Origin of the sequence: Streptomyces sp. R21, assembly GCF_041051975.1 — a bacterium.
GTDB lineage: Bacteria > Actinomycetota > Actinomycetes > Streptomycetales > Streptomycetaceae > Streptomyces.
Map to the genome: position 1 here is coordinate 1,659,682 of NZ_CP163435.1, position 25,777 is coordinate 1,685,458.

Consider the following 25,777-nt stretch of genomic DNA (forward strand, 5'->3'; position numbering starts at 1 on the left):
GACCGGTTGAGCCACCGCATCCGCCCTCGGGGACGAGCGAAAGACGTGCACCATGGGCGCCGAACAGCAGCAGGTGATCGAGCGGCTCGTCGCCGCGTACGGCACCACGTATGCCGAGGAGGCCGGTATCCGGCTGAGGAACACACCGCAGCCGCTGTACCGCACCCTCGTACTGGCGTGTCTGCTGAGCGCACGCATCCGCAGTTCGACCGCGATCGCGGCGGCACGGGCCCTGTACGACGCGGGCCTGCGCGATCCCCGGAGGATGGCCGCCGCGACCTGGCAGGAACGGGTGGACGCCCTCGGCCGAGGTGGCTACCGCCGCTACGACGAGCGCACCTCGACCCAACTCGGTGACGGTGCAGAACTTCTGACGGAACGTTGGAACGGCGATCTGCGCCGAATGCGGGACGAGGCCGACGGCGACATGTCCCGGCTGCGCACGCTGCTCCAGGAAGTGCCCGGTCTCGGACCCGTCGGGGCGGACATCTTCCTGCGCGAGGCCCAGCTCGTCTGGCCGGAGACGGCACCCTGCTTCGACGCCAAGACCCTGGAGGGCGCGCGGCGGTTGGGTCTCCCGGACAGCCCCGACCGACTGGTGAAGATCGCCGGTGACACCGAACCGGCCGTACTCGCCGCGGCGTTGGTGCGGACGGCACTCGACAAGACGGTGGCGCGGGAGATCCTCGACGACGCCTCCTCGTAGCGCGGCGCGGGTCTGGAGGAAGACCTGCTGTCCGTCGACGACGTCGATGCCCTGGGCGCGCAGCGCCATGAGAATCGGCATCTCCACGAGGTCGACGCCCAACGGCTCGCCCGCCAAGCCGTGTTCGCGCAGCTACTCGGCGGCGATCTTGGCGGCGACGTCCTCGGCGATGCCCGCGTCCGGATGGAAGGCGCCGCGGAGGGGCGAGATGCCTGCCCGGGCGCCGGTCGGCGGGCCTTCCTTGCCGTCGCTGTAGTCCAGCCACGGATTGTGGAGCTGGTGATGGCGGGCGGCGGAGCCAAAGTCCCGGACGATCGGGTTCGCCGCCGCGGACGAGCAGCGCGAAGCGGATCTGCTTGTCCGAAGTCGAAGCTGAGCACGGCGCCCAACTCCGAGCGGTTCAGCGCCTCGTGCAGCCGGGCGAGGCGTTCCCCCCGCAGCCGGTCGAGGTCGATGCGCTCTTCCCAGTCGACCGCGTTCGGCCCGAAGGTGCGGATCGTCATGCGGACCACCCTCATTGCGGAGTGAACGACCGCAGAGCGGGAGCGTCAAGTAGCACTGAACACGAACCAGACACCCACGGCGGGCTCCGCGCCGTCGTTGCGGTAGCGGTGCGGGGTCGTCGACTCGAAGCTGACCGCGTCGCCGGGGCGGATGGCGTACTCGTCGAAGCCGAGGGTGAGGACCAGTTCGCCGGAGGTCAGGTAGCCGTACTCGGTGCCCGCGTGCCGCATCAGGCCGCCGGAACCGGAGGAGGCGCCGCCGGGCCGGTAGGTCACGAGCAGGAAGTCGACGTCCGTGCCGGGGACATGACCGAGGCGCTCCCACACCACGCCCGAGTCCAGCTCCAGCCTCTCCCGCTGCTCGGCGCCGACCAGCGGTCCGATGCGGCGGCCCGGGTCGGCGGCGAAGGCCGCGAGGGCGTGCAGAACGGTGGCCGGTGCCCCAACGGCCGCCGGGGCCGGTGCGGTTGCGCCCTGCACCTCGAAGAGCGACTCGACGGAGATGGGCAGGGCCGTCGTGATCGCGTACAGCGTGCTGACCGACGGCTGGCTCTTGCCGGTCTCGATCTGCGAGATCAGGCTCGCGGGCACCCCGATCTCGCCGCGAGGCCGCGCAGGCTGACCCCTCGCTCCAGGCGCGCCTGCCGGATGCGCGCACCGACGGGCGGCACGACCGCAGGAGACACGGGCGACTCCCCTCATCGCCGGACTCTGTCCAGCACCATTGAACAGGAGGGCGGGGCGCTCCGACTCGGGATACGGCACATGCTCCTGCTCCGCCCGTAGGGGCGGCGCCAATCCGGGCCGCTACGCTTCGTCGGCAGCCCCGAGGCCCCCATGTACACAGGAGCAGGAGCAGTCAGCGCATGAGCACCGTGCGGATCGCGGCCGCCCAACTGGGCACCGTCCTCACCGGCGTTGATCCCGTACGCCCCGCCGCGGGCCGGGCATGACGACGACCGACGACCGCGGGACCGACTTCGCCGCGCAGGCCGCCGAGCGCTTCAACATGCTCTGCCTCGCGGCGCTTCTGCCCGACGAGGTCCGGCTCGCCGCGCTGGACGAGTGGGTGGGCGCGGATTCCGACCTGTTCCAGCTCGGCTTCAATCCGCCCCCGGTCGTCTCCAGCGCCGTCGCCGCCGCGGGCACCCGGCGCACCCGGATCGCCCTGGCCGGCCGGAGCTCCGACCCCGCCCTCCAGCGCTCCCTGGTCGCGCTCGACGAACCGGCGATCGACGACGCGCTCAACTCCGTACACCTGCGCGCCTATGACGTGGAGCGCCGGCTGCGGCTGCGCGCCCCGGAGCGGACGGCCACCGGCCCCCGCTACCGGGCCGACCACCACCACCGGGCCCTGACCGAGGGCGACCCGCACCTCGCGGCGGCGGCCCTCCTGGACCGGCGCAGCGAACAGCCCCGCCGGTCATCGCCCGGCGAGGCGCCCGTCGGACGGCTGGGCCGGCCCGAACCGACCGCCCTGGCCTTCGCCTGGCGCACCGTGCGGGAGTACGGCGGCACGGACGCGGTCCGCGCGGTGCTGGCCCGCGTCCTTACGACCGGGCCCGCCGAGGGGCTCACCGCCGAGATCGCCGACGCTCTGATCGGGCCGGACCCCGAGGTGTGGCTGAGGTCGGTCGAGGAGCGCCACCTCGGCACGGGCGCGCTGCTCAGCCGCCTGCGGGTCTGCCAGGACACCTTCGAGGCCCGCCATCTGCTCGACGAGCCCTTCCGCCCCGACTGGGCGTTGATCCGTGCAGACCAACTGCGCCTGCCCCTGCCGACGCCCGCCGTCCACGCTCTCGTCCACCACCCGGACTGCCCGCCCGACACCGCGTTCCTTCTGGTGCACGGTCGTCCGCCGCAGCCCGGGGAGGTGGACGCCTGGTCGCGGGAGCAGGAGGCACGCCGGGCGGCCAGGGGCGGGCCTCCGCTGCCCGGCCGCTCCACCGGTTCGGTCCGCCCCGACCTGGGCACGGGTCCGCTCGGCCCCACGGCCGAGGACGCCGTACGGGTGCTCCGCGCGCTGCCGATGAGCACGACCGGCGAACTGCTCTGGTTCCACGTCGAGAACGCGGTCGAGCGCGGTCTGCTCAGCGCGTGGGAGGTGGTCGAGTACGGCACCGAGGCGCGCAGCGTCATCAGCTGGCTCGGCCAGACGTCCGCCCTGCACACGGTGGACACGGCCCCGCACAGTGGCATCGCGCTCGCCCACGAGCAGGTCCGGGCGCACCTGGCCGCGTGGTGCGAACGGCAGCCCCCGCCCGCGGGCATGTGGCAGACGGTACGCCGCATGATCCGCGGCTTTCCCGGCACACTGCCCGAGCTGCTGCGGGAGGCGGACCGGCGCGCTGGGGCCGACCGCCAGGCCGTCCCGTCGGATTAGCCGGTCAGGCGAGATCCGGGACCACGCGCCGATGACCCTTGCGGTCGTAGTAGCGGGTCATCGCGAAGCCGAAGAGCAGGGCGACGGCGATACCGATGGCGGTCATGACCCAGGCGCGGCCGAGCCCGGCGTCCAGGCGTGCGTCGAAGTAGAGGATCGAGCGGACGCCGTCGGTGAGCTGCCGCATCGGCTCGAAGATCGCCAGCGCGCGGAAGAACGGCGGCACCGCGACCAGCGGAATGGTCGCGCCGGAGGACGGAATGCCCATGACGATGAAGACGAACATGCTGACCAGCTGCCCGATCCCGCCGAAGGCCGCGTTGATGGCCTGGACGCCGAGTCCGACGGCGGCGGTCGCACAGAAGGAGAACACCCAGAGCATGGGCAGGTGAGCGGCGTCCATGTTGAGGATGCCGACGGTGGCCGCCATGATCACCGATGAGGTGACGGCGGCCAGCACCACCGACATGACGCACTTGACGGCGAGGGTGCGGGTGCGGCTGATGACCACGACGGGGTGCCGGACCATCCAGGGCCCGATCTCGTTGTCGACGTAGCCCAGGGCGACGTCCACGCCGTTGCTGATGATGTTCGCACCGAGAAATCCCGCGAGGATCAGCAGCAGCGTGTAGTACAGCGCGGACAGCCCCAGACCGCTGTGGTCACCGATGGGGTGCCCCTGCTGGACGGTGACGGCGACCGGGTCGGCGAGGACGAGCCGCAACGGCCCCGAGATCGCCGTACCACTGCCGCGCAACTGGCTCGTCAGGGACTTGCCCAGCTCGACGGAGGCCTGCTGAGCGGCTTTCTGCGAGGTCTGCTGGGCCAGCGAGGACCCCAGGCTTCCCATGGAGGGGTTGGTCAGGACGGTCATCGTGGGGCGCGCGGGGTTCTTGGTGCGCGGATCGGCCAGCCGGGCCGTCGTCGCGGTGAACCCTTCCGGGATCACCAGGGCGCCGTACAGCTTCCCGGACTCCAGCTGGCGCTGCGCCTCAGCCCGGTCGAACGGACGCCAGTCGATCTTGTCGCCCTGGTCCCCCGCCTTCTTGATGGAGGTGGCGATCTGCCGCCCGAAGTTCTGCCGCTCGCCGCCCACGGTGGCACCCCGATCGCTGTTGACCAGGCCGATCCGCATCTCGTGGAGGCTTCCGCGCGGATTGAGGACCCCTCCCATGTAGAAGAGGGGCAGCAGCAGGGCCAGGAGGGTGAGCAGGACGGCGGGCGTGGCCCACACCCGGGGGTTCCTGAGCACCGCCATCACCTGGCGGAACGCGGGCGGCGGGTTCGGCGGAGCGGGATCGGACGTCTGCGTCATGGTTCCTCCGAGCGGCCGTACTGCGTCGCGGGCCGGACAGGACGTGGACCGAGAGGCCTCCGAGTCGGGCGGAGTCCCCGCACAGAACATACGGCGATCGGCCCCCACGACCGGCCACACGATCAGGACACGCCGTCAGATGTCCTACGTGTCCGGAAGGCGCATCGCCGGGCCGCTCCCGAGCCCGCCCGTGCCGCCCGTGCCGCCCGGACAACCTTGCCGAGACAGATTCTAAAACTTTGATGGTTCGCTTTCTTGAATCGTTCGTGTTTATGAGGATAGGTTGGCGCCATGACCGCATCCCAGATCCCGACCACCGCCGAACAGCTGCGCGGTGCCGGCCTGCGGGTGACGGCCGCCCGCGTCGCGCTGCTCGAAACCGTCCGGGACGGTGATCACCTCGGCGTCGACGCCATCGCGTCCGGGGTGCGTGCCCGCGTGGGCCATATATCCGTTCAGGCCGTGTATGAGGCCCTGCACGCCCTCACCGCCGCCGGACTCGTACGCCGTATCGAGCCTGCCGGGAGCCCGGCCCGCTTCGAGGGACGCGTCGGCGACAACCACCACCACGTCATATGCCGCTCGTGCGGTGTCGTCGCCGACGTCGACTGCGCGGTCGACGTGGCCCCCTGCCTCACCGCTTCGGACGACCACGGCTTCTCGATCGACGAGGCCGAGGTCATCTACTGGGGCCAGTGCCCCACCTGTTCCACCACCCTCAGTACCTGAGCACCAAGATCCGCCTGGTCCGGAAGGATTTCCCATGTCTGAGAACCCCGATGCAATCGTCACCGACCCCAAGGCCGAGGGCACCGGAGGCTGCCCGGTCGCGCACGACCGTGCCCCGCACCCGACGCAGGGCGGCGGGAACCGCCAGTGGTGGCCGGAGCGACTGAACCTGAAGATCCTCGCCAAGGACCCCGTCGTGGCGAACCCCCTCGGTGCGGAGTTCGACTACGCCGAGGCGTTCCAGGCCCTCGACCTGGCTGCCGTGAAGCAGGACATCGCCGAGGTGCTGACCACCTCGCAGGACTGGTGGCCCGCCGACTTCGGCAACTACGGCCCGCTGATGATCCGGATGGCCTGGCACAGCGCCGGCACCTACCGCATCAGCGACGGCCGCGGCGGCGGTGGCCGCGGACAGCAGCGCTTCGCGCCGCTGAACAGCTGGCCCGACAACGGCAACCTCGACAAGGCCCGCCGTCTGCTGTGGCCGGTGAAGAAGAAGTACGGCCAGTCCATCTCCTGGGCCGACCTCCTGATCCTCACCGGCAACGTCGCCCTGGAGACCATGGGCTTCGAGACCTTCGGCTTCGGCGGCGGCCGCGCGGACGTCTGGGAGGCCGACGAGGACGTCTACTGGGGTCCCGAGACCACCTGGCTCGACGACCAGCGCTACACCGGCGACCGTGAGCTGGAGAACCCGCTCGGCGCCGTCCAGATGGGCCTCATCTACGTCAACCCGGAGGGCCCCAACGGCAACCCGGACCCGCTGGCCGCGGCCCGCGACATCCGCGAGACGTTCCGCCGCATGGCGATGAACGACGAGGAGACCGTCGCCCTGATCGCCGGTGGTCACACCTTCGGCAAGACCCACGGCGCCGGCCCGGCGGACGCGGTCGGCAACGACCCCGAGGCCGCCAGCATGGAGGAGCAGGGCCTGGGCTGGAAGTCCAGCTACGCCTCCGGCAAGGGCGGTGACGCCATCACCAGTGGTCTGGAGGTCACCTGGACCACCAAGCCCACCCAGTGGAGCAACGACTTCTTCAGCATCCTCTTCGGCAACGAGTGGGAGCTGACGCAGAGCCCCGCCGGCGCCAACCAGTGGGTCGCCAAGGACGCCGAGGCGATCATCCCCGACGCGCACGACGCGTCGAAGAAGAAGCTCCCGACGATGCTCACCACCGACCTCTCGCTGCGCTTCGACCCGATCTACGGTCCGATCTCGAAGCGCTTCCACGAGAACCCGGCCGAGTTCGCGGACGCCTTCGCCCGCGCCTGGTACAAGCTGACCCACCGTGACATGGGCCCGAAGTCCCTGTACCTCGGCCCGGAGGTCCCGGACGAGACGCTGCTGTGGCAGGACCCGCTGCCGCAGGCCGAGGGCGAGGCCATCGACGCCGCCGACATCGCGGCCCTGAAGGCCAAGCTCCTCGACTCGGGCCTGACGGTCTCGCAGCTCGTCTCCACCGCGTGGGCCTCGGCCTCGACGTTCCGCGGCAGCGACAAGCGCGGCGGCGCCAACGGCGCCCGCATCCGCCTGGAGCCGCAGCGCGGCTGGGAGGTCAACAACCCGGACGAGCTCGCGCAGGTCCTGCGCGTCCTCGAGGGCGTCCAGGCCGGCTTCAACTCCGGCGCCAAGAAGGTCTCCCTGGCCGACCTGATCGTCCTCGGCGGTGCCGCCGGCGTCGAGAAGGCCGCCAAGGACGCCGGTTTCGACGTGGAGGTGCCCTTCACGCCGGGCCGTGTGGACGCGACCGAAGAGCACACCGACGTGGAGTCCTTCGCCGCGCTGGAGCCGACCTCGGACGGCTTCCGCAACTACACCGGCAAGGGCAACCGCCTGCCGGCCGAGTACCTGCTGCTCGACCGCGCCAACCTGCTCACCCTGAGCGCCCCCGAGCTGACCGTCCTCGTCGGCGGTCTGCGCGTCCTGGGCGCCAACCAGGGCGGCTCGTCGCACGGCGTCCTCACCACCACGCCGGGCAAGCTGACCAACGACTTCTTCGTCAACCTGCTCGACATGGGCACGGCCTGGAAGTCGACCTCGGAGGACCAGAACACCTTCGAGGGCCGCGACGCCGCCACCGGCGAGGTCAAGTGGACCGGCACCCGTGCCGACCTCGTCTTCGGCTCCAACTCCGAGCTGCGCGCGCTGGCCGAGGTCTACGCGAGCGACGACGCGAAGGAGAAGTTCGTGAACGACTTCGTCGCGGCGTGGGTCAAGGTCTCGAACCTGGACCGGTTCGACCTGGTCTGATCCCGCTCCCGCAGTGCGGGCCGACCGGGTCGGCCCGCACTGCCTGGACATGACACAGCCCCGGAGGACACCGTGCCTCCGGGGCTGTGCTGTGCACGGAAAGCCCTCTTCTACATGTCCGTCGAGCTCTCCCGGTTCTGCTTGTCCGTCGAGCTCTCCCGGTTCTGCTTGTCCGTGGAGCTCTCCGGGCCGTCGCTCGCCGCGCCCCCGGCGAAGCGGTCCAGCAGTGCGTCCAGGCCGGCGGCCAACCCGTTCGGGCCGCCGTGCTCGGCGAGGGTCGGGGCGACCTTGCGGAGCCTGGGGAACTCCTGCGCCGGCATGCGGTGCAGCCCGAGCCGGAAGGCGGGATCCGACTCCTCGGGGTTGTCCACCATCGCGCGCAGCTCAACCGACACATAGCCGAGAATCCAACCGGTGAAGGCCCGGAAGGCGGCCGACACCTGCTCGTCGTCGAGGCCCGCCCGTTCCAGCAGGGCCAGTACCCGCTCGTGATCCCGCAGGACCGCCAGCGGGCGCCGCGCCAGCGGGACGGCCAGCAGGCGTGTGGCGAGCAGGGGCACCACCTGGGGATGGGCGAAGGCGATCTGATAGGTCGCGAGGGCGATCCGGTGCAGTTCGGCCCGCCATTCGGGACCCTCGGCCGCCTGCTGTCCCGCCTCGGCGGAGAGCCCGCCGGAGGTGGAGTCGAGACGGTCCTCCAGTTCCAGGTACAGGGCCTCGACCAGACCGTCGAGAAGGGCCTCCTTGCTGGGCGCGTACCGGTACAGGGCCATCGCCTCGACGCCGAGCTCGGCCCCGAGGCGGCGCATGCTCAGCGCCGAGAGCCCTTCGCGGTCGACCAGGTCCAGAGCGGAGGCCAGCACACGCTCCCGGCTGAGCCGGCCGTAGCGTCCGCGGTCGCTGGCACGTCGAGCCGGGGCGGACGTCTGCTCCTTCTCCATGTCTTGCCTCCAGAAGTGATTCTGGGCCACAACGCCACGGGCGGCGCCCTGCTTACGGAGGTGTCCCCCGCCGCTTGACTGTACGCATCCACCGGAGCAAGGTGTACGTATACGCTGTAAATATACAGCAGAGGACACAGACATCATGCCCCCTAGCACTCGACAACCGGGGGAGCGCTCGAGATGACACCCGACCGGCCCCACTCCCCGCGCGTACCGCCCCGCGTGCCGTTCGCCGTGACCGAGATCAGTCCGGAAGCGCGGCAAGCGGCCGAGCGCGTTCTCGCGTCGGGCTGGGTGACCACCGGCCACGAGACGGAACTCTTCGAGGAGGAGTTCGCCTCGTACGTCCGCGCCGGTCATGCCGTCGGGGTGAGTTCCTGCACCGCGGCGCTCGAACTGACGCTGCGCGCCCTGCACCTCCCGGCCGGCAGCCGCGTACTGATCCCGACGGTGACCTTCTGCGGTGCCGCCCAGGCGATCCTGCACGCCGGACTGCGTCCCGTACTGGTGGACGTCGATCCGCGCACCGGGATGCCGACCCCGGCCACCGTCGCCACGGCTGCCCGGGCCTGCGGTTGCCCCGCCGCGATGATGGTCCTGCACTTCGCCGGGGCCCCGGCGCCGGTCGCCGAACTCGCCGAGGCCGCCCGGCTCCCCCTGTCGCTGGTGATCGAGGACGCGGCGCACGCGCTCGGCACCACGGTGGACGACCGCCCCGTCGGGGGCCTCACCGCGGCGGCCTGCTTCAGCTTCTACGCGACCAAGAACCTGCCCATCGGCGAAGGCGGCATGGTCACCACGGACGACGCGATGATCGCGGAACGGATCCGCCGCACAAGGCTGCACGGTATGTCCGCGGACGCCTGGCGCCGCGATCTGCCCGGCGGCAGCTGGCGGTACACGGTCGAGGAAGCGGGCCTCAAGGCCAACATGACGGATGTGCAGGCCGCCATCGGGCGCGCCCAGCTGCCCCACGTGGCCGACTGGCAGCGGCGGCGCCACGCGGTGGCCGACCACTACGCGTCGGCCCTGGCCCCCGTGCCCGGCCTCGAACCCCTCGATGTCAGCGCGCACGGCACACACGCCCGGCATCTCTATCCGGTGCGGGTCCAGGAGGAGTACGGCATCGGCCGCGACGAGCTGGTCGAACGGCTGGCGGAACGCGGGATCGGCACCTCCGTCCACTTCATCCCGCTGCACCGGATGCCGTACTTCCAGCGGTCCGCGATCACACCTCCGGGCGGTCTGCCCGGAGCCGACGAGCTGTTCCCGCAGCTGCTCTCGCTGCCCATGCACCCCCGCCTCACCGAGGACATGGTCGGCGAGGTCTGCGCGGAGCTGACCCGGCTCGCCGGGCCACCACGCACCGCACCCGCCCGCCCGCACCCGCCGCGCCCCGCCGGACTGCGCACCCTCGTCATCGGCGCGGGAGAGGCGGGACAGGCGCTCGCCCGGGACCTCGGACGGACCCCCGATTTCGGGCTGGCCCCGGTGGGCTATCTCGATGACGACCCGGCCAAGCAGCGGGCCGGCGCCATCGGCAACCTGCCTGTCCTCGGGAAACTGGACGACACCAAGGCGGCCGCGCTGAAGCACCGGATCGACGCGGTGGTCGTGGCCATCCCCGGCCTGAGCCCGGAGCGTTTCCGACAGGTGGCCGACGCGGCCGAGGCGACCGGGGCGAGCGTCCGCTATCTCCCGTCGTTCATCGCCGCCCTGCGCCGGGACGTGGCGGGCAGCGACATGCGTGCGCTGGACGTGCACAAGCTGATCGGCCGCGACGAGATACACGTGGTCAGCCCCGAGGCGCGCTCCACCGTCGCCGGGCGCCGGGTCCTGGTGACCGGAGCCGGCGGCTCCATCGGCAGCGAACTGTGCCGCCAGGTACGCGCCTTCGGCCCGAGCCGGCTCTTCCTGCTCGACCACGACGAGTCGAACCTGCACCGACTGCAACTGGAGCTGTACGGCGACGCGTTGCTCAGCGACGACATCGTGATCTCGGACATCCGGGACCGGCCCCGTATCGACCAGGTCTTCCGCGAGCTGCGCCCCGAGATCGTCTTCCACGCGGCGGCGCACAAGCACCTTCCCCTGCTCGAACGTCACCCCTGCGAGGGCGTGAAGTCGAACGTGATGGGGACCGAGCATCTGGTCCGCGCCGCGGCCGCGCACGGCACCGAACGGTTCGTCCTCATCTCCACGGACAAGGCGGCCGATCCCGTCTCCGTGCTCGGCGCCACGAAACGCCTGGCCGAACTCATCGTGCAGGAAGCCCAACGCGGCTCCCCCGCCGGAACCGTGTTCACGGCCGTCCGCTTCGGCAACGTACTCGGCAGCCGTGGCTCGCTGCTGTCCGTCGTGGCCGAACAGCTCGGCACGGGCTCCGCGGTGACGGTCACCCACCCCGACGTCACCCGGTTCTTCATGACCATCGAGGAGGCCGCCGGGCTGGTCCTGGAAGCGGCCCGGATGGCCGCGGGCGGCGAGGTGTTCGTCCTCGACATGCACGACCCGATACGGATCGTGGACCTGGTGCGGAAGTTCGCCCAGTCGGTCAACGTGCCGGACGTGCACATCCGCTTCACCGGCCTGCGGCAGGGCGAGAAGCTCAACGAGACGCTGTTCTCCCGCCATGAACGGCACACGCGGACGTCCCATCCGCAGATCCTCGCCGCGTCGTCCACCCAGCAGCGGAGCGACTCCGCCGGCCTGTCGGAGCGACTGCCCGGCCTCTACGCCGCGGCGGAACGCAACGACACCGACGCCGTACGCCGCGCACTCGCCGGTCTCCTCCCCGGCTTCCCCGCCACCGCGGCCCGGCAGCCGCTCTCCGTCATGACCGCTCCGTACCCGGACGGCTTCTGATGTCCGCGCGCCGTCAATGGTCCCCCTGGCCGCCACGGCCCGTACCGCCCCGGCGACGCCGCCATCTGCTGCGCGCCCTGCTGATCTGCCTGCTGGCGGCCGTACTCGGGCTGGCCGGGCTCGTCATCGGCGGAGTGTGGTGGGGCACGAACCACTACGGCGACCAGGTGGCCCGCATTCCGCACGCCTTCCCTACCGGTCCTCGCCCGACCAAGCCGCCGGGGAACACCGGAGGCAGCACGTACCTCCTCGCCGGAGTCGACCGCCGCTCGGACAGACCGACCACCGGCAGCGAGGCCCGAGCGGCCCTGTGGAAGTACGGGGCTCAACGCAGCGACACCCTGATGCTGGTGCACTTCAGCGCCGACAAGGGCAAGGCGGACATCGTGTCCATTCCGCGCGACAGCTGGGTCCCCATCCCCGGACACGGCTCCGCGAAGATCAACGCCGCCTTCTCATGGGGCGGACCGGCGCTCATGGTCGAAACCGTCGAACAGCTCACCGGCAGCCGCATCGACCACTTCGGGATCATCGACTGGGACGGCTTCAAGACCCTCACCGACTCCGTCGGCGGCGTCCCGATCACCGTCCACGAGAACTCCTACGACTCGGAACAGCACCTGGGCTTCAAGACCGGCACCCGCACCATGAACGGCAAGGAGGCCCTGTCGTACGTACGGCAGCGGCACGGTCTGCCCGGCGGCGAGTTCGACCGCATCCGCCGCCAACAGCAGTTCCTGCTCAGCCTGGTCGGCCAGGCCCGCAGCCGGGTCAGCCTCACCGACCCCCTCGCGACCGACCACATGCTCAACGCGATCACCCGCACCGTCAGCGTGGACGACCACATGTCCAACACCGACCTGCGCAACCTCGTCCTCGGCCTGCGTCATCTGGACACCTCGCGGGCGTCGTTCGGGATCGCTCCGGTTGTCCGGTCGCAGATGATCGAGGGGCAGTACGCACTGATTCTTGACCGGCACGGGCTGCGAACGCTGTGGCGGGGCATCGAGACGGGAAGACCGCCCGCCGACGGAAAGTGAGGCAGGTCAGTGCGGATCGGGCACCACACGGACCCCTTGCGCGGCGCACCCGGCACGGTCGGGAACGGCGGGCCGTCCGGGATGCGTGGCGAGGCCCCGGCCGCCCCCGCCCGGAAGCTGTTCTCGGGGATGGGATTCAGTGCCCTGGCCCAGGTCGCCCCGCTGCTCACCAATCTGGCGCTCACGCCGTATCTCATCGGTCATCTGGGGATCGACCGGTTCGGCGTCTGGTCGCTGATGGTGGTCCTGCTGGCGACGCTCACCGTGCTGGACGGCGGCGTCGGTGCCTCATTGGCGCGCTTCTACGCGTATCACGGTGCCCGCGGCGACCGGGAGGGGACCGGACGACTGGTCATCGGGTCCTTGACGGTCTTCCTCGGCCTTGGCGTCTGCGTCACCGGGCTGTGCCTGCTGCTCGCCCCGTCCGTGGTCGCCGCTCTCGATGTACCACCGCCGCTGCGGCACGAGGCCGAGCAGCTGCTGCTGATCCTCGGCCCGCTGCTGACGCTGGCCCTGGCATCGAACTCCGCCACGGCGCTGCTTCAGGCGAACGCACGCTTCGGGCGCCTTGCCGCCGTCAGCGGCGGGTCCTGTCTGGCCTACGCGATGGCTGTGACCTCACTGATCGGCCACGGCCCCGACCTGCCGCTCCTCGCGGTACTGGCCGCCGGGCGGTACCTGTTCGTGACGGTCGGTGGCCTCTGGGCGGGGGTCCGGCACATCCGCGTGCGCCGACCGCTGCTGCCGGAGGCGAGCGAGCGGCGTGACTTCGGCGCGTACGCCTTCCGCATGCAGTTGTCGGGCTTCACGGTGTTCCTCAACGGGGAGATCGACGCCCTGGTCATCGCCGTGCTGCTGCCCGTGCGCTACGTCGGTGTCTACGCGGCCGGCTACCAGGCCGCGATGGCCCTGCGCAGCCTGCCGCTGTATGCCTTCCCGCCGATCCTCACCCGCATGACCCGCGTCTACGCCGACCACGGACTCCCTGGAGCGGTGCGGGAGTTCTCCTCACTGGAGCGCCGCTGGCTGCCGGCGGTCCTCACCTACGGGGCGGTGACGACCGCGTCCGTGGGCCTGGCCGTGCAGGTGTGGCTGGGCACCGAACTGGCCCTGAGCGGAACCGTTGCCGCCGTCCTGCTGGCCGGGTACTCCCTGCAAGTGGCCCTCACCGGGATGCGCACCTGCGTGGTCAGGGCGATCGGGCGGCCCGGACTGGAGACTCGCTATTCCTGGTGTTCGACGGTGGTGAACCTGGCGCTGACCGTGCCGCTGACGCTCCTCTTCGGAGTCGTCGGGGTAGTACTGGCGACCTCGATCGGCCTCATGGCCGGTTCCTTGTACTTCGTCTTCCTGTGCCGACGACACGTCGGCCTGCGCGAGCAGCCGCTTCCGGGACGCTGGGTGCCGGCGACCGCTCTGGCCATGGTCGTGGCCTGTCTCGGGGAGCTCCTGGTTCTCGAGGCGGGGTGGCACGGTGCGCTGCCCCTGCTGCTGGCCGGTCTGCCGGTACTCGCCGGCCTCGCCGCCGCCTCGGCACTGATGGGGAGCGAACTCGCCGCGGATCCGCGCGCGGGTGAAAAGGAGTGTCCGCTCGGCAACAAGGAGGAGTCGTCATGACAGGAACAGCGACGAACGGACCCGGCGCCACAGGAGCCAGGCGCGTTCTGATCGTGGCCCAGCTGGACGGATACGCCAACAGCGTCAAGCCGCTGGCCATCGAGCGGTTCCTGCGGGAGCGCGGCCACGAAGTGGAGCTGGTGGACACCAACTTCCTGGCCCGCTCCTCCGGCACCTCGCTCGGGCGGAACCTGCCGGGATCCCTGCGTCCCACTCGGCTGGCCCTCTACACCAACGACGTGGCGTCCAAGGTGTTCACCCGCAGATGGGGTTTCGGACGACGTCATCTGTCGTACTACGTCCTGCTGGCGGATCACCATCTACGCCGGCGCATCCTGCGGCGGGAGCTCCGGCTCGACGCGTTCGATCTGGTCATCTGCGAAACGCCGTACGACGCCGGACTGTTGAAGACCCACACCTCGGCCGCGACCCTCTACGACTGCCCCAACCCCTGGGCCGACGAGGTCCTCTACGAGGGACGGCTCACGGAGCGGCAGCACTCGAGCTTCCGTAGCTGGGAGACGCGGTTCCTGGAGGACATGGACCATCTGTCCTTCTCCTGGGAGTCCTACGGCCGTTACGCCATGGCACGGTACGGCATCAGCGGACGAAACTTCGTTCAGCTCAACTGGGGTTGCACTCCGTCCACGGAGCGGGCGCGGTTCGCTGATCCGCCCCGCGTCGTCTACCTCGGCTCGCTCAGCTCGCGGTTCATCGACCTCCCGCTGCTCGTCAGGTTGAGCCGGCTGTACCCGTACATCGATGTGTACGGAGGGCCGCGGCCCGATCCTGGGCTCGGCCTGAACTACCGCGGCTACGCGTCTCCCGATGTCCTGTCGCGGTATCAGTTCGGTCTGATCACCTGCACCCAGGACCCGCTGCGGCGGGAGGGCTTCTCGGCCAAGCACCTGCACTATCTGGCGCACGGACTGCCCGTGCTGGTTCCCGGCTGGCGGCGCCACCTCGATCTGCTGCAGGGATCCGTGCCGTACACGGAGGAGTCGTTCGCCTCGGTCATCGGTGAACTGAGCGACGGAGCGCGGTGGCAGGCGGTCAGCGACGAGGCGTACGCACAGGCTCAGCGGCTGGACTGGAACCGGACTCTGGAGCCGCTGGAGAAGCTGCTCGAAGGGCAGCCGTCGAATGCGGCGGCCCGAGCCGCTGCCGTGCACGGCCGGTGACGGTGCGGGCGGTGAGCGGCACGAGTGTGACCGCGACAAGCGCGAAGGTCAGCGAGTTGCTGATGCCGAAGGACCAGGGCCGCTCCAGGACCGAGGCCAACAGGACCGGCAGCAGCAGGGACGCGGCGATCGGGAAGCCCGTGGTGCCGCCCCTGAGCAGAAGGTAGGCCAGCAGTCCGACGAACAGCGCGAGGCCGATGATTCCGCCCGCGTAGAGGACGTCGATCCACTCGTTGTGCAGTGAGGGCGAGACAGCCGCCGGAATCTCCCCGCCGGGGTACTTCGCGGACCAGGCCTTGCCGCCGAAGCCGAGGAGCACCGAGTCCGGCAGTTCGCTCCGGGCCATGTCCCAGATGGTGGCACGCATCCCTAGGTCACCCAGGCCCCGGTGGTGGAAGGGCAGCAGAGCGCCCATGGCAGCGACCGCGCCGAGGACGGGCACGGCTGCCAGGATGCGTCCGGGCGAGATTCCCGGGACACCTCGGGGCTCCTCGTCCGGGAGCCTCGGACGCATCAGCATCAGGAAGGCCACGGTGGCGACCGCGGTCACCGAGGCCAGCCTGCTGCCGGTGGCCACGGCCACGAAGGCGAGGTAGCAGGCGAGCACCACGCGTACCCGTCCGCGCAGCCCGAGCCAGACGAAGGGGATGCACACCATGATGAGCAGGCTGTAGATGTTCTCGTTGGTGAAGACGCCGGCGTACAGGATTCCCAGGACACCGCACTGGTTGTCGGGCTCGCACTCCCGCAGCACGGTGGCGGGCTCGACGACCGCCTCGATTCCGCTCAGCACCGTGAACATCATGGCCACGGCGGCGCCGCCGAGAAGCGCCGAGCGCCCGGCACGGGCGACGGCCGCCGCGAGAAGGGCGGCCAGCAGAGTGACCTGCCTGGGGGCGAGGAGCTCCTGCCCGTGGAGGCCGTCGGAAGCGGTGAGCACCAGGACCAGCACCAGGGCGATGAGTGGCGCCGGGTTGATCGTGGCGCGGGCGAAGAGGAGCCGCTGGAGGACGAACAGCACACAGGCCGCGAGCATCAGGCCGTTGGTCAGCGTGCCGATGTGGTTCACCCACGCCGGGAACCCGATCACGACGTCGCCCCGTGAGTCCAGTCGCTCCGAGCGGCCCGTGTGGATCACGTAGGCGACGGTGGGCAGGTTCGCGAGCACTCCCATGACGAAAACCAGGGTCGCGGTGAGGTCCCAGTCGCCGAAGGAGCGGGCACGGCGCAACGCCACCGTCCAGGGGATCAGGGACACCAGGGCCGAGATCCCGATGACGAGTGCCGTTGAGGACTGCTGGGGCGTCATCGGTGCCTCACGGTGCTTACTCGTGGTGGGCCGACTCGCGGACGGCGGTGCGCTCCGCCGCGTGCCGGGGCTCGGGAGCCGCAGCGCTGTGCCGCCCCGCCGGATTCACGGGCGGTTGCCAGTCGGCGCACCCTTCGGCGGACGGGTCCAGAAGCACGGCACCAAGGACAGGGGCATCGGCGCTCCGCAGGCTGTGGAGGGCGCGGCGTGCCGCGTCACGGCCGGTCTTTCCAGTGCGGACGACCAGGAGTACGCCTGCGGTCTCAGGGGCGATGACGGCCGCGTCGGCGAAGTGCAGTACCGGCGGGCTGTCCACGACCACGAAGTCGGCTTCCGCCTCGAGGGCGCGGAGAATCTGTCCCATGTCCCGCGAGGACAGAAGAGCGCCCGGATCCGAGGGCAGCGGGCCGCTGGGCAGCACCCGGACGCGGTCGTCACCCCAGCTCTGGAGTGCCTCGTCGAGAGCGATCCGGCCGGTCAGGACGTCGGTGAGTCCGGCCGCGCCGAGCAGACCGAGGTCCCGGGCGAGGCGTGGCCCCCGAAGATCCGCCTCGACGAGCACGACACGTCGACCGGTCTGGGCGACACTCGTCGCCAGCCCGATCGCGGTCTCGGTCCGGCCCTCGTGAGGCAGGGCTCCGGCCACGAGGACCGAGCCCGGCATGCTCCCTTGGGCGGCGAACCGAAGGTGCGCGCGGAGCTGACCGAAGGCCTCGGTCCGCCGGGTGGTGCCGGCTCCGGGCCCGGCGTCCGCGCGACGCCGGCGGGTCACACCGGGGATCGTGCCCAGCGTCTCGATGCCGAGGTGGCTGCCGATGTCGTCGGTCGTGCGGAGGGTGGTATCGAGTGCGTCGCGCATCACCGCGGCGCCGATTCCCACGAAGACCCCGGCGAGCAGCCCGATGGCCAGGTTCAGGGCCGGCTTGGGGCTCGTGGGCGAGGTCGGCGGTTGCGAGTTCCCGACCACATTGGCCTTCACGAGGGGCACCGCGTCCGGAGTGGCCTTCTCGATGCCCTCGATGTACTGGGTGAGCTGGACGGCGGTCGCGTCGGCGATCGCCTGGGCGTGAACCGCCGACGGATCCTGCACGTTGATGTTGACCAGGGTCGTGTCGAGCGGCGCCTGTGCGCTGATCTTTCCGGCGAGCTGCTCGGGTGTGGTGTTCAGGTGGAGTTGGTCGATGACCGGCCGGAGGACGACCTGACTGTTCACGATCTGTGTATAGGACTTGACCCGTTGCTGCGTGAACAGGCCGCCCTGGTAGGCGTTGGAGCTGTTGTCGTCGCTGGTGGCGACGAACAGCTGGGCCTTCGCCGTGTAGACGCGGGGCATGATCGCCGTCACGGCAACGGCCGCCGCCGCGCCCAGCAGGACGCACACCGCGATGATCCGCCACCGGCGACGCAGGACGTCGATGTAGTCGTGAAGATCCATGACGGCCTCCGTGCGGCCCTGTCGACCGCTCTTGACCTCGGATGAGTACGGAGAGAACATATGTGTACGTTTACGAAGTAAACATACGGTATCAGCATACGCGTGGGAAAGTGAAGCCATGGAGCGTCGCATCGACCACTGCGCGATCACTCCCTACGGTCGTGGGGCCGGGAGTTCGCGGGTCCGGGTCTTCCAGTGGCTGGACCGTGCAGGCACGGACTTCACCGTCGGCAGCTATCTGTCGTTCCCCGACGCGGCCCCTTCCCGGCTCGCCCGGCACCCGGTGTCCGTGGCCCGGGCGGAGCTGCGGCTGCGAGACATCGCGAGCGCCCGGCCGCGCCGGCTCCTCCTCCACCGCGAGGCCTCCCCGCTCAGCCGCGGCTGGTGGGAACAGCGGCTGCTGACGAGCGCCGAGTTCTCCGTGTACGACTTCGACGACGCCCTGCAATGGGATGTCGGCTCCGGAGGTCTGCTGCGCCGGCTGGCCCCCAAGGCGGAGAAGGCGCGGACTGCCGTACTTCACGCGGACCGGGTCATCGCGGGCAACGCCGTACTCGCGGACTGGGCCTCGCGCCACCATCGCGATGTCGTGGTGATCCCCAGTTGCGTGGCGCCGGAGGACTACGTACCGAAGACCTCCTACGCACTGCGGGACCCGCCGCGGCTCGGCTGGATCGGCTCCCCCCACAACGAGTCCGCGCTGCTGCTGATCGCCCGCTCGCTCACCGAGGTCCACCGCCGCACCGGCGCCCGGCTGACCCTCGTCGGCCGGGCGACGCCGTCGCTCGGCCGTATCGAGTCCTTCATCGACCGTGTCGCGTGGAGTCCGGACGTCCAGCGCACGGCACTGGCCGAGATGGACATCGGTCTGATGCCGCTCCCGAGGACCTCGTACAACCTCGGCAAGTGCGGTTACAAACTGCTGCAGTACGCCGCCGCCGCCGTGCCCGCCGTGGCCACTCCGCTCGGCGTCAACGACGAACTGCTGACGCTGTTCGGCCTGCCGGCGGCCCGGGGTCCCGACGAGTGGACCGCCGCGATCCTCGGGCTGCTCGACGCCCCTGCCGCCACCCGGGAACTGCTCGGACGCGGTGCACGGGAGCTCGCCGTCCGCCGCTACTCCTATGACGCGTGGCTCCCCCGCTGGGCGGCGGCCCTCGAACTCGGGGCGGTGGCCTCATGACCTCCGCGGAACGGACCTCGCAAGCCGTCGACATCGACATCGTCATCGTCAACTGGAACACCGGGCCCCATCTGCGCGCCTGTCTGCGCTCGCTCGGCCGGGCCGACCGGTCGGACCCGCGGGTGGCGCGGATCACCGTCGTCGACAACGCGTCGAACGACGATTCCCTCCAGGGTCTGGACTCGTCCGGCGTCCCACTCGACATCGTGCGCAACGCCGACAACCGCGGCTTCGCCGCCGCCTGCAACCAGGGCGCCGCCCGGGGCGAGAGCGAGTTCACGCTCTTCCTCAACCCGGACACCGAGCTGTATCCCGACGCGCTGCGCGCCCTCGGCCACTTCCTGAACAGCCGCGCCGCGGAAGACATCGGCATCTGCGGCGGACGCATGGTCGACGCGCGCGGACGGCCCGCGATCAGCTGCTCGCGCTTCCCCAGCCTGCGCATCTTCCTCGGGAAGATGACCGGCCTGGACCGGCTGCTGCCCACCGTCTTCCCACCGCACCACCTCCGTCCGGAGGAGACCACGGCCTCCGGGCCGGTCGACCAGGTGATCGGCGCCTTCTTCCTCGTACGCCGGTCGCTCTTCCGCGAACTCGGCGGCTTCGACGAGCGTTACTTCCTCTACTTCGAGGAGACGGACCTCGCCCTGCGGGCCCGACGGCACGGCTGGGGCTCGTACTACGTCGCGCAGGCACGGGTCCACCACACCGGAGGGGTGAGCTCCGGGCAGCTGGGCGGCGGACGGCTGCGCCACTCCTTGTGCAGCCGCTGCCTGTACGCGTTCCGGCACTGGTCTCGCGGCCGGGCCTGGGCGCTGGTGGCTCTGACCCTGACGGTCGAGCCGGTCACCCGGCTCGGCAGGGCGGTACTCCGGCACGACCCCGTCGAATTCCGGGACACCCTCAGTGGCTACTGGGGATTCCTGCGTTGGCTCCTCGATGAAGGACACCCCCATGGAAACGATCAGCCACCCTCCCCCGCGGCTTCTGCCGACGACGGCCCCGGTGCGCCCCTCGGTGCCGCGCCGCATCCTGGACGTCCTCTTCGCGCTGACAGCGCTTCTTCTCCTGTCACCGCTGCTGGTGGTGCTGGCCCTGCTGGTGGCCGCCACCAGCGGCCGACCGGTGTTGTTCCGCCAGTGCCGAGTGGGAGAAGGCGGCCGTGAGTTCACCCTCTACAAGTTCCGCAGCATGACGTGCGGTGCGAGAGGGCCCGAGGTCACCGGGGGCGCGGATCCGCGCGTGACGGGGACGGGACGCCTGCTCAGACGCCTCAGCCTGGACGAACTGCCGCAGCTGTGGAACGTCCTGCGCGGCGACATGACGTTGGTGGGCCCCCGCCCCGAAGTCATCCACCTGGCCCGCCGCTACCCGCCGGAGCACCGCTGGGTGTTCCGGCACCGCCCCGGACTGACGGGCCCCTGCCAGCTGCGGTCGCGGACGTACGCGGCGCTGCTGGACGGCCGGCCCGACCCGGAGGAGTACTACCTCGCGGTTCTGGTGCCGCAACGTGCCGCACTGGACGCCGAGTTCCTGGCCCATGCCACGCTCCCCGCCGCCGTACGGCTCATCGCCCGCACCGTCTGGTACGTGATGTCGGCCGTATGGCGCGATTCGTCCACCAGGCACCCCACCTAAGGAGGTCGGCCCCGATGCGCACCATAGTGACCGGCGCGGCCGGATTCATCGGATCCCACCTGTGCGCGCACCTGTTGTCCCGCGGGGACGAGGTGCTGGGCATCGACGCGCTGACCGACTTCTACGAGCCGGGGCGCAAACGGGAGAACCTCGCCCGGCTGACCGGACAGGACCGGTTCACCTTCCGCCGGGGCAATCTGCTGGACCTCCCCCTGGAGCCACTGTTCGCCGACGCCGACGTGGTCTACCACCTCGCCGGCCAGCCCGGTGTCCGGGGCTCCTGGGGCGCCGGGTTCGCGGTCTATCTCGAACGGAACGTCCTGGTCACCCAGCGGGTCCTGGAGGCGGCCCGCGACACCGCACTGCGCCGGCTCGTCTTCGCCTCCAGCTCCTCGGTGTACGGAGACGCCGAAACATACCCGACCGTCGAATCGGTGCGCCCCGCTCCGGTTTCCCCGTACGGCGTGACCAAACTCGCCGCGGAGCACCTGTGCGAGGCCTATCGCACCGCGTTCGGCGTTCCGGTGGTCTCGCTGCGCCTGTTCAGCGTGTACGGCCCTGGGCAACGCCCGGACATGGCGTTCGCGCGACTGGTCGCGTCCGCTTTCACCCACCGGCCCTTCCCGCTGTACGGGGACGGCACGCAGAGCCGCGACTTCACCTACGTCGGGGATGTGGTCGGCGCCATGCGCCTGGCCGCCCTCTCGCCCTGGAGCGGGGTCGCCAACCTCGGCGGCGGCAGCGAGGTGACGATGAATCAAGTCCTCTCCCTGCTCCGCCTGTTGGGAGCCCCGGTCCAGGTGGGGCGCGGCCCCCGTCGCGCCGGCGACGCCCGCCGTACCGCGGCCGACATCACGCTGGCCCGGGAGGCCTTCGGCTATCGACCGGCCACGGGCCTTCGAGCCGGGCTCGCGGCGATGGTGGAGGCCGAACGCGGCGCCCGGATGACACCGGCCGTCTGACCCGCCCGCCTCCTTCTCCTACTGAGCCCCGCGGTAGTACCCCACGATCTCCCGTGCCGTCATCTCGCGCTCTCTCTTGCGCCCCAGGAAGTAGCAGGCGGAGGCGTTGTCCGACGCGAAGTCCGCCGGGACGAGGCGGTCGATGCCGCGCAGCCACCACAACAGCCCCCGGGTCAGCCGCCCCGCGAGTGCGGACCGGGCCAGACCCCGCACCAAGTGGTCCGCGCTCCACAGAAGTTGGGTTCCCGGTCCGGCGACGGTTCCGGCGGCGAGCTCGTCGAACCGCCGGAACAGGTAGCGGTGGCCGCTCGACGTGAACCGAGTGAAGTCGTATGGTCCCGCGTGCACTTGCTGGAGGAACGGGGTCTCGGCGTAGACGAGGCCGTCGTCCTTGAGGACGCGGTGGATCTCGCCCACGACCCCGGCCGGATCGAGGACGTGCTCCAGCACCGCCTGCGCCAGCACCGCGTCGACGCTCCCCGTGGGCAGCGGTATCTGGTGCGCGTCGGCGACGAACTGCGTCAACGGACTGCGGACGATGTCGAATCCGATCACCTGGACCCGTGGGTCCCGGTACAGCTCCTCCACGCCGTTGCCCACGGTGGCCCCGCCGATGACGAGCAGTGTCGGCGTGGGGCCCGGAAGACTCCGCAGGAGCAGGTCGATCTGGCGGGCCGCGACCCGGTTGGGCGGCTTCCAGACGCGACGCAGGACCGCGGGCAGCCGGTCGGCGCCGGCACCGCTCACCACGCCCGCGGCACGTGGTGCCCCGTCCGTGCGGCCGATGGCCTCGCCCGTCTCCTCCCGGCCGACGACGCTCCGCTCGAAGTCGACGAGGACCGGCCAGCGCCCCGTCACCGGGAAGCCCGGGGAGGTGCTGTAGGGACAGGCGGGCGAGGTGCAGTGGAGGCTGCCCGCGCCTGCCGTCAGGGCCGACCGGCAGCGCGGACACACCAGCAGGTGCCTGACCAGTTCGGGTTCCGCCAAGGCCATATCCGCTCCCAGGGCCGTATGCGTCACTGCCTCATTGCCTCACTGATTGACCTGACCCTCAATAAGGGTGACTATGTACGTATACGACGTAAATATACAACCTCCACCCCTCAGTGGTGAGCAGCAGATGGCACAGCACAGCGTTCTCCACACCCCCGGCCGACCGGGCGTCGTCCCGGCCGACTGGCCGGCCCCGCCCCCGCGGGTGGCGCCGGGTGAGGCGCTGCCGCCGCAGCCGGCCCTGCCGAGGATCAAGGTCCTCCATGTGATCACCCGCTTCTGGGCGGGTGCCGGCGGCAACACCCTGCTGTCGGCCGTCGGAATGGACGCCGCCCGGTATGAGGTGTGGGTCGCGGGAGTGCCGGGCGGTGACCTCTGGGACCGGGCGCGTGCCTCCGGGGTGCGTACGGTCGAGCTCCGGGGGTTCCGTCACACGCTCACTCCGGCGGACCTTCTCGTGCTGTGGCGGCTGGTCCGTCTCATCCGGCGCGAACGGTTCACCATCGTGCACACCCACTCGGCGAAGGGCGGCTTCCTCGGCCGCCTCGCGGCCCGGCTGTGCCACACCCCCGTCGTGGTGCACACCTTCCACGGCCTCAGCTTCCACACCCGTATGCCGCCGGGCAGGCGTGCCGCCTACCGCTGCCTGGAGCGGGCGACCCGGCGCTTCACCCACCGCTTCCTCGCCGTCGCACCCCGCGTCGCTCAGGAGGTCGTGGAGGAGCGTCTGGCTCCCCCCGGCAGCGTCCAGGTGGTGCCCTCGGCGGTGGACCTGAGCCGTATCCCCTTCGACTTCGACGTGGACGCCCGGCGCGCGCTCGGCGTTCCCGCCCGCGCCACCCTCGTCGGAACGGTGGGGCGCATCGACACCCAGAAGGCGCCCCTGGACTTCGTGCGGATGGCCGCCATGGTCCGTGCGGCGCGGCCGGACACGGCGTTCGTGATGGTCGGTGACGGCCCCCTCGCACCGGACGTCCGGCGGCTCGCCGCCGAACTCGGCGTCGAGGTGCGGCTCACCGGGTACCGGCTGGACGCCACCGAACTGGTGGCCGGGCTGGACGTCTTCGTGATCGCCTCGCTGTACGAGGGTCTGGGCCGCGCCCTCACCGAAGCACTGGCCGCCGCGCGCCCCGTCGCCGCGACGGCCGTGAACGGAGTCCCCGACCTGGTCGAGCCCGGCGCCACGGGACTGCTCGTGTCCCCGGGCGATCCCGTCGGCCTGGCCCGAGCGGTCCTCTGGCTGCTCGACCACCCGGAGGAAGCCGCGGCCATGGGACGGCAGGGACGCGAGCGCGTTCGCGCGGCGTTCGCTCCGGAGGCCATGTGCGCCGCCGTCGACGACTGCTATCGCGGCCTGCTGGGTCTCCCCGCACATGCCTCACGCGGTTCGGAACGGAGAGCGACATGCGCCTGACAGTCATCGGCACCGGATATGTGGGGACCGTCCACGCGGCCTGTATGGCGGACATGGGGCACGAGGTCCTCGGCGTCGACATCGACGCGGAACGCGTCAGCGCCCTCAGCCGGGGCAGCCCGCCCTGCTACGAGCCCGGGCTGTCCGAGATCCTCGTCAGAACCGTGGACTCGGGACGGCTGCGCTTCACCACCTCCATCAAGGAGGCCGCCAGATTCGGTGACACGCACTTCGTGTGCGTCGGCACCCCGCAGCTGCCCGCGTCGGGCGCCGCCGACCTGCGGTTCGTCGAAGAGGCCGTGGCCGGGCTGGCGGCCGGGCTGAGTGAGGGCGGCCTGGTCGTCGGCAAGTCCACGGTGCCGGTGGGGACGGCGGCGCGGCTCGCCGAGGGGCTGTGCGCCGCCGTTCCGGGGGCCGACCTCGCCTGGAACCCGGAGTTCCTCCGGGAGGGCTGCGCGGTCGAGGACACGCTGCGGCCGGAACGGCTGGTGGTGGGCGTCCGCTCGTCCGCCGCCGAGGCGCGGCTGCGCGCGGTCTACGCGCCCATGGTGAGTGCCGGAGTTCCCTTCATCAGCACCGACCTGGCCACCGCCGAACTGGTCAAGATGGCGTCGAACTCCTTCCTCGCGTCCAAGATCTCCTTCATCAACGCGATGTCCGAGATCTGCGAGGCGACCGGTGCCGATGTGCTCACGCTGGCCGAGGCGATCGGCCGGGACTCCCGCATCGGCCCGCATTTCCTCGCCCCCGGCCTGGGATTCGGCGGCAGCTGTCTGCCGAAGGACATCAGGGCCTTCACCGCCCGGGCCGAGGAACTCGGCAGGGGCGAGTCCGTCGCCTTCCTGCGGCAGATCGACGAGATCAACACACGGCAGCGGCTGCGCGCCGTCGCCTGCGCGGAGCGGCTCCTCGGCGGCTCCTTCACCGATCGCAACGTCGCGGTCCTCGGAGCCGCCTTCAAGCCGTTCAGCGACGACATCCGCGACTCGCCGGCGCTGGCCGTCGCGGACGCCGCCCAACGCCGGGGCGCACAGGTCCGCGTGCACGATCCGGAGGCGGTCGACAACGCGCGTGCCGCCTTCCCCGCGCTCCAGTTCGCCCTGGACGTGACCAAGGCGTGCGAGCACGCCGATGTCGTACTGCATCTCACCGAATGGCCGCAGTACCGCGAGATCGACCCCGCGGCGCTCGCCACGGTGGTGCGTGCACCGAACATCCTCGATGCCCGCAACACCCTCGATCCGACGACGTGGCAAGCGGCCGGGTGGACCCTGCGCGCACTCGGCCGCCCGCGGCTCGGCTGACCCGG

19 protein-coding genes and 1 pseudogene are annotated in these 25,777 nt (G+C 70.9%); 13 read left to right on the forward strand and 7 right to left on the reverse strand.

Translation table 11 applies throughout. The features are described 5' to 3' along the window. Nucleotides 1-52 precede the first annotated feature (52 nt). Nucleotides 53-706, forward strand: coding sequence for an endonuclease (locus AB5J56_RS07735; RefSeq protein ID WP_369231344.1), 654 nt, complete (start codon nt 53-55; stop codon nt 704-706). Between the two features lie 12 nt (nt 707-718). Here AB5J56_RS07735 and AB5J56_RS07740 read toward each other — a convergent pair. Together AB5J56_RS07740 and AB5J56_RS07745 are read right to left on the reverse strand one after the other, a co-directional pair. Next, nucleotides 719-1,209: pseudogene (locus AB5J56_RS07740) on the reverse strand (aminopeptidase P family protein); the annotation flags it as partial. Between the two features lie 45 nt (nt 1,210-1,254). Continuing rightward, nucleotides 1,255-1,800: a helix-turn-helix domain-containing protein gene (locus AB5J56_RS07745; RefSeq protein ID WP_369231346.1), complete on the reverse strand. Its 546-nt coding sequence runs from the start codon at nt 1,798-1,800 to the stop codon at nt 1,255-1,257. A gap of 358 nt (nt 1,801-2,158) precedes the next feature. On the opposite strand from AB5J56_RS07745, the gene AB5J56_RS07750 reads away from it, so the two are divergent. Continuing rightward, complete coding sequence (locus tag AB5J56_RS07750) at nt 2,159-3,592, forward strand: hypothetical protein (protein WP_369231347.1); 1,434 nt, start codon at nt 2,159-2,161, stop codon at nt 3,590-3,592. A 4-nt stretch (nt 3,593-3,596) separates the two neighbouring features. On the opposite strand, the gene AB5J56_RS07755 is transcribed toward AB5J56_RS07750, so the two are convergent. Beyond that, nucleotides 3,597-4,907, reverse strand: a complete 1,311-nt coding sequence (locus tag AB5J56_RS07755; RefSeq protein WP_369231349.1) for a YhgE/Pip domain-containing protein — start codon at nt 4,905-4,907, stop codon at nt 3,597-3,599. A 291-nt stretch (nt 4,908-5,198) separates the two neighbouring features. Between AB5J56_RS07755 and AB5J56_RS07760 the strand changes: the two genes are divergently transcribed. Together AB5J56_RS07760 and katG are read left to right on the forward strand one after the other, a co-directional pair. Further along, the gene (locus AB5J56_RS07760; protein ID WP_369231351.1) at nt 5,199-5,636 is read left to right on the forward strand and encodes a Fur family transcriptional regulator; all 438 of its coding nucleotides are present in this window, start codon (nt 5,199-5,201) and stop codon (nt 5,634-5,636) included. A gap of 34 nt (nt 5,637-5,670) precedes the next feature. Next, on the forward strand, nt 5,671-7,887 hold the full coding sequence (gene katG / locus AB5J56_RS07765; RefSeq protein WP_369231352.1) for a catalase/peroxidase HPI: 2,217 nt from the start codon (nt 5,671-5,673) through the stop codon (nt 7,885-7,887). 110 nt (nt 7,888-7,997) lie between these two features. Here the strand turns inward: katG and AB5J56_RS07770 are convergent, their stop codons facing one another. Next, nucleotides 7,998-8,828, reverse strand: a complete 831-nt coding sequence (locus tag AB5J56_RS07770; protein WP_369231354.1) for a TetR/AcrR family transcriptional regulator — start codon at nt 8,826-8,828, stop codon at nt 7,998-8,000. 183 nt (nt 8,829-9,011) lie between these two features. Here AB5J56_RS07770 and AB5J56_RS07775 point away from each other — a divergent pair, with 183 nt between their 5' ends. The 3 genes from AB5J56_RS07775 to AB5J56_RS07785 are packed head-to-tail and all read left to right on the forward strand — an operon-like array spanning nt 9,012 to nt 14,353. Next, nucleotides 9,012-11,696 carry a DegT/DnrJ/EryC1/StrS family aminotransferase gene (locus tag AB5J56_RS07775; RefSeq protein ID WP_369231356.1) on the forward strand — a complete coding sequence of 895 codons (2,685 nt, stop codon included), beginning with the start codon at nt 9,012-9,014 and terminating at the stop codon, nt 11,694-11,696. Next, entirely contained in the window at nt 11,696-12,736 is a 1,041-nt protein-coding gene (locus AB5J56_RS07780; RefSeq protein WP_369231358.1) for an LCP family protein, read from the forward strand. Before AB5J56_RS07775 ends, AB5J56_RS07780 begins: the two co-directional genes overlap by 1 nt. A gap of 36 nt (nt 12,737-12,772) precedes the next feature. Beyond that, the gene (locus tag AB5J56_RS07785) at nt 12,773-14,353 is read left to right on the forward strand and encodes a lipopolysaccharide biosynthesis protein (RefSeq protein WP_369231360.1); all 1,581 of its coding nucleotides are present in this window, start codon (nt 12,773-12,775) and stop codon (nt 14,351-14,353) included. A 1,053-nt stretch (nt 14,354-15,406) separates the two neighbouring features. Here the strand turns inward: AB5J56_RS07785 and AB5J56_RS07790 are convergent. Next, nucleotides 15,407-16,843, reverse strand: coding sequence for an O-antigen ligase family protein (locus tag AB5J56_RS07790; protein ID WP_369231362.1), 1,437 nt, complete (start codon nt 16,841-16,843; stop codon nt 15,407-15,409). Nucleotides 16,844-16,859: 16 nt separating this feature from the next. Continuing rightward, nucleotides 16,860-18,278 carry a Wzz/FepE/Etk N-terminal domain-containing protein gene (locus AB5J56_RS07795; protein WP_369231363.1) on the reverse strand — a complete coding sequence of 473 codons (1,419 nt, stop codon included), beginning with the start codon at nt 18,276-18,278 and terminating at the stop codon, nt 16,860-16,862. A 118-nt stretch (nt 18,279-18,396) separates the two neighbouring features. On the opposite strand from AB5J56_RS07795, the gene AB5J56_RS07800 reads away from it, so the two are divergent. The 4 genes from AB5J56_RS07800 to AB5J56_RS07815 are packed head-to-tail and all read left to right on the forward strand — an operon-like array spanning nt 18,397 to nt 22,061. Then, nucleotides 18,397-19,461: a glycosyltransferase gene (locus AB5J56_RS07800; protein ID WP_369231365.1), complete on the forward strand. Its 1,065-nt coding sequence runs from the start codon at nt 18,397-18,399 to the stop codon at nt 19,459-19,461. Continuing rightward, the gene (locus AB5J56_RS07805; RefSeq protein WP_369231367.1) at nt 19,458-20,627 is read left to right on the forward strand and encodes a glycosyltransferase family 2 protein; all 1,170 of its coding nucleotides are present in this window, start codon (nt 19,458-19,460) and stop codon (nt 20,625-20,627) included. The genes AB5J56_RS07800 and AB5J56_RS07805 overlap by 4 nt, the downstream gene beginning before the upstream one ends. Further along, nucleotides 20,545-21,099, forward strand: coding sequence for a sugar transferase (locus tag AB5J56_RS07810; protein WP_369231369.1), 555 nt, complete (start codon nt 20,545-20,547; stop codon nt 21,097-21,099). Before AB5J56_RS07805 ends, AB5J56_RS07810 begins: the two co-directional genes overlap by 83 nt. A gap of 14 nt (nt 21,100-21,113) precedes the next feature. Next, nucleotides 21,114-22,061: an NAD-dependent epimerase/dehydratase family protein gene (locus AB5J56_RS07815; protein WP_369231370.1), complete on the forward strand. Its 948-nt coding sequence runs from the start codon at nt 21,114-21,116 to the stop codon at nt 22,059-22,061. Nucleotides 22,062-22,079: 18 nt separating this feature from the next. On the opposite strand, the gene AB5J56_RS07820 is transcribed toward AB5J56_RS07815, so the two are convergent. Continuing rightward, the gene (locus tag AB5J56_RS07820) at nt 22,080-23,054 is read right to left on the reverse strand and encodes a class I SAM-dependent methyltransferase (protein WP_369231372.1); all 975 of its coding nucleotides are present in this window, start codon (nt 23,052-23,054) and stop codon (nt 22,080-22,082) included. A 127-nt stretch (nt 23,055-23,181) separates the two neighbouring features. Between AB5J56_RS07820 and AB5J56_RS07825 the strand changes: the two genes are divergently transcribed. After that, the gene (locus AB5J56_RS07825) at nt 23,182-24,468 is read left to right on the forward strand and encodes a glycosyltransferase (RefSeq protein WP_369231373.1); all 1,287 of its coding nucleotides are present in this window, start codon (nt 23,182-23,184) and stop codon (nt 24,466-24,468) included. Further along, a complete protein-coding gene (locus tag AB5J56_RS07830) occupies nt 24,459-25,772 on the forward strand; it encodes a UDP-glucose/GDP-mannose dehydrogenase family protein (RefSeq protein ID WP_369231375.1) in 1,314 nt (437 codons plus the stop codon). The genes AB5J56_RS07825 and AB5J56_RS07830 overlap by 10 nt, the downstream gene beginning before the upstream one ends. Nucleotides 25,773-25,777: the final 5 nt, after the last annotated feature.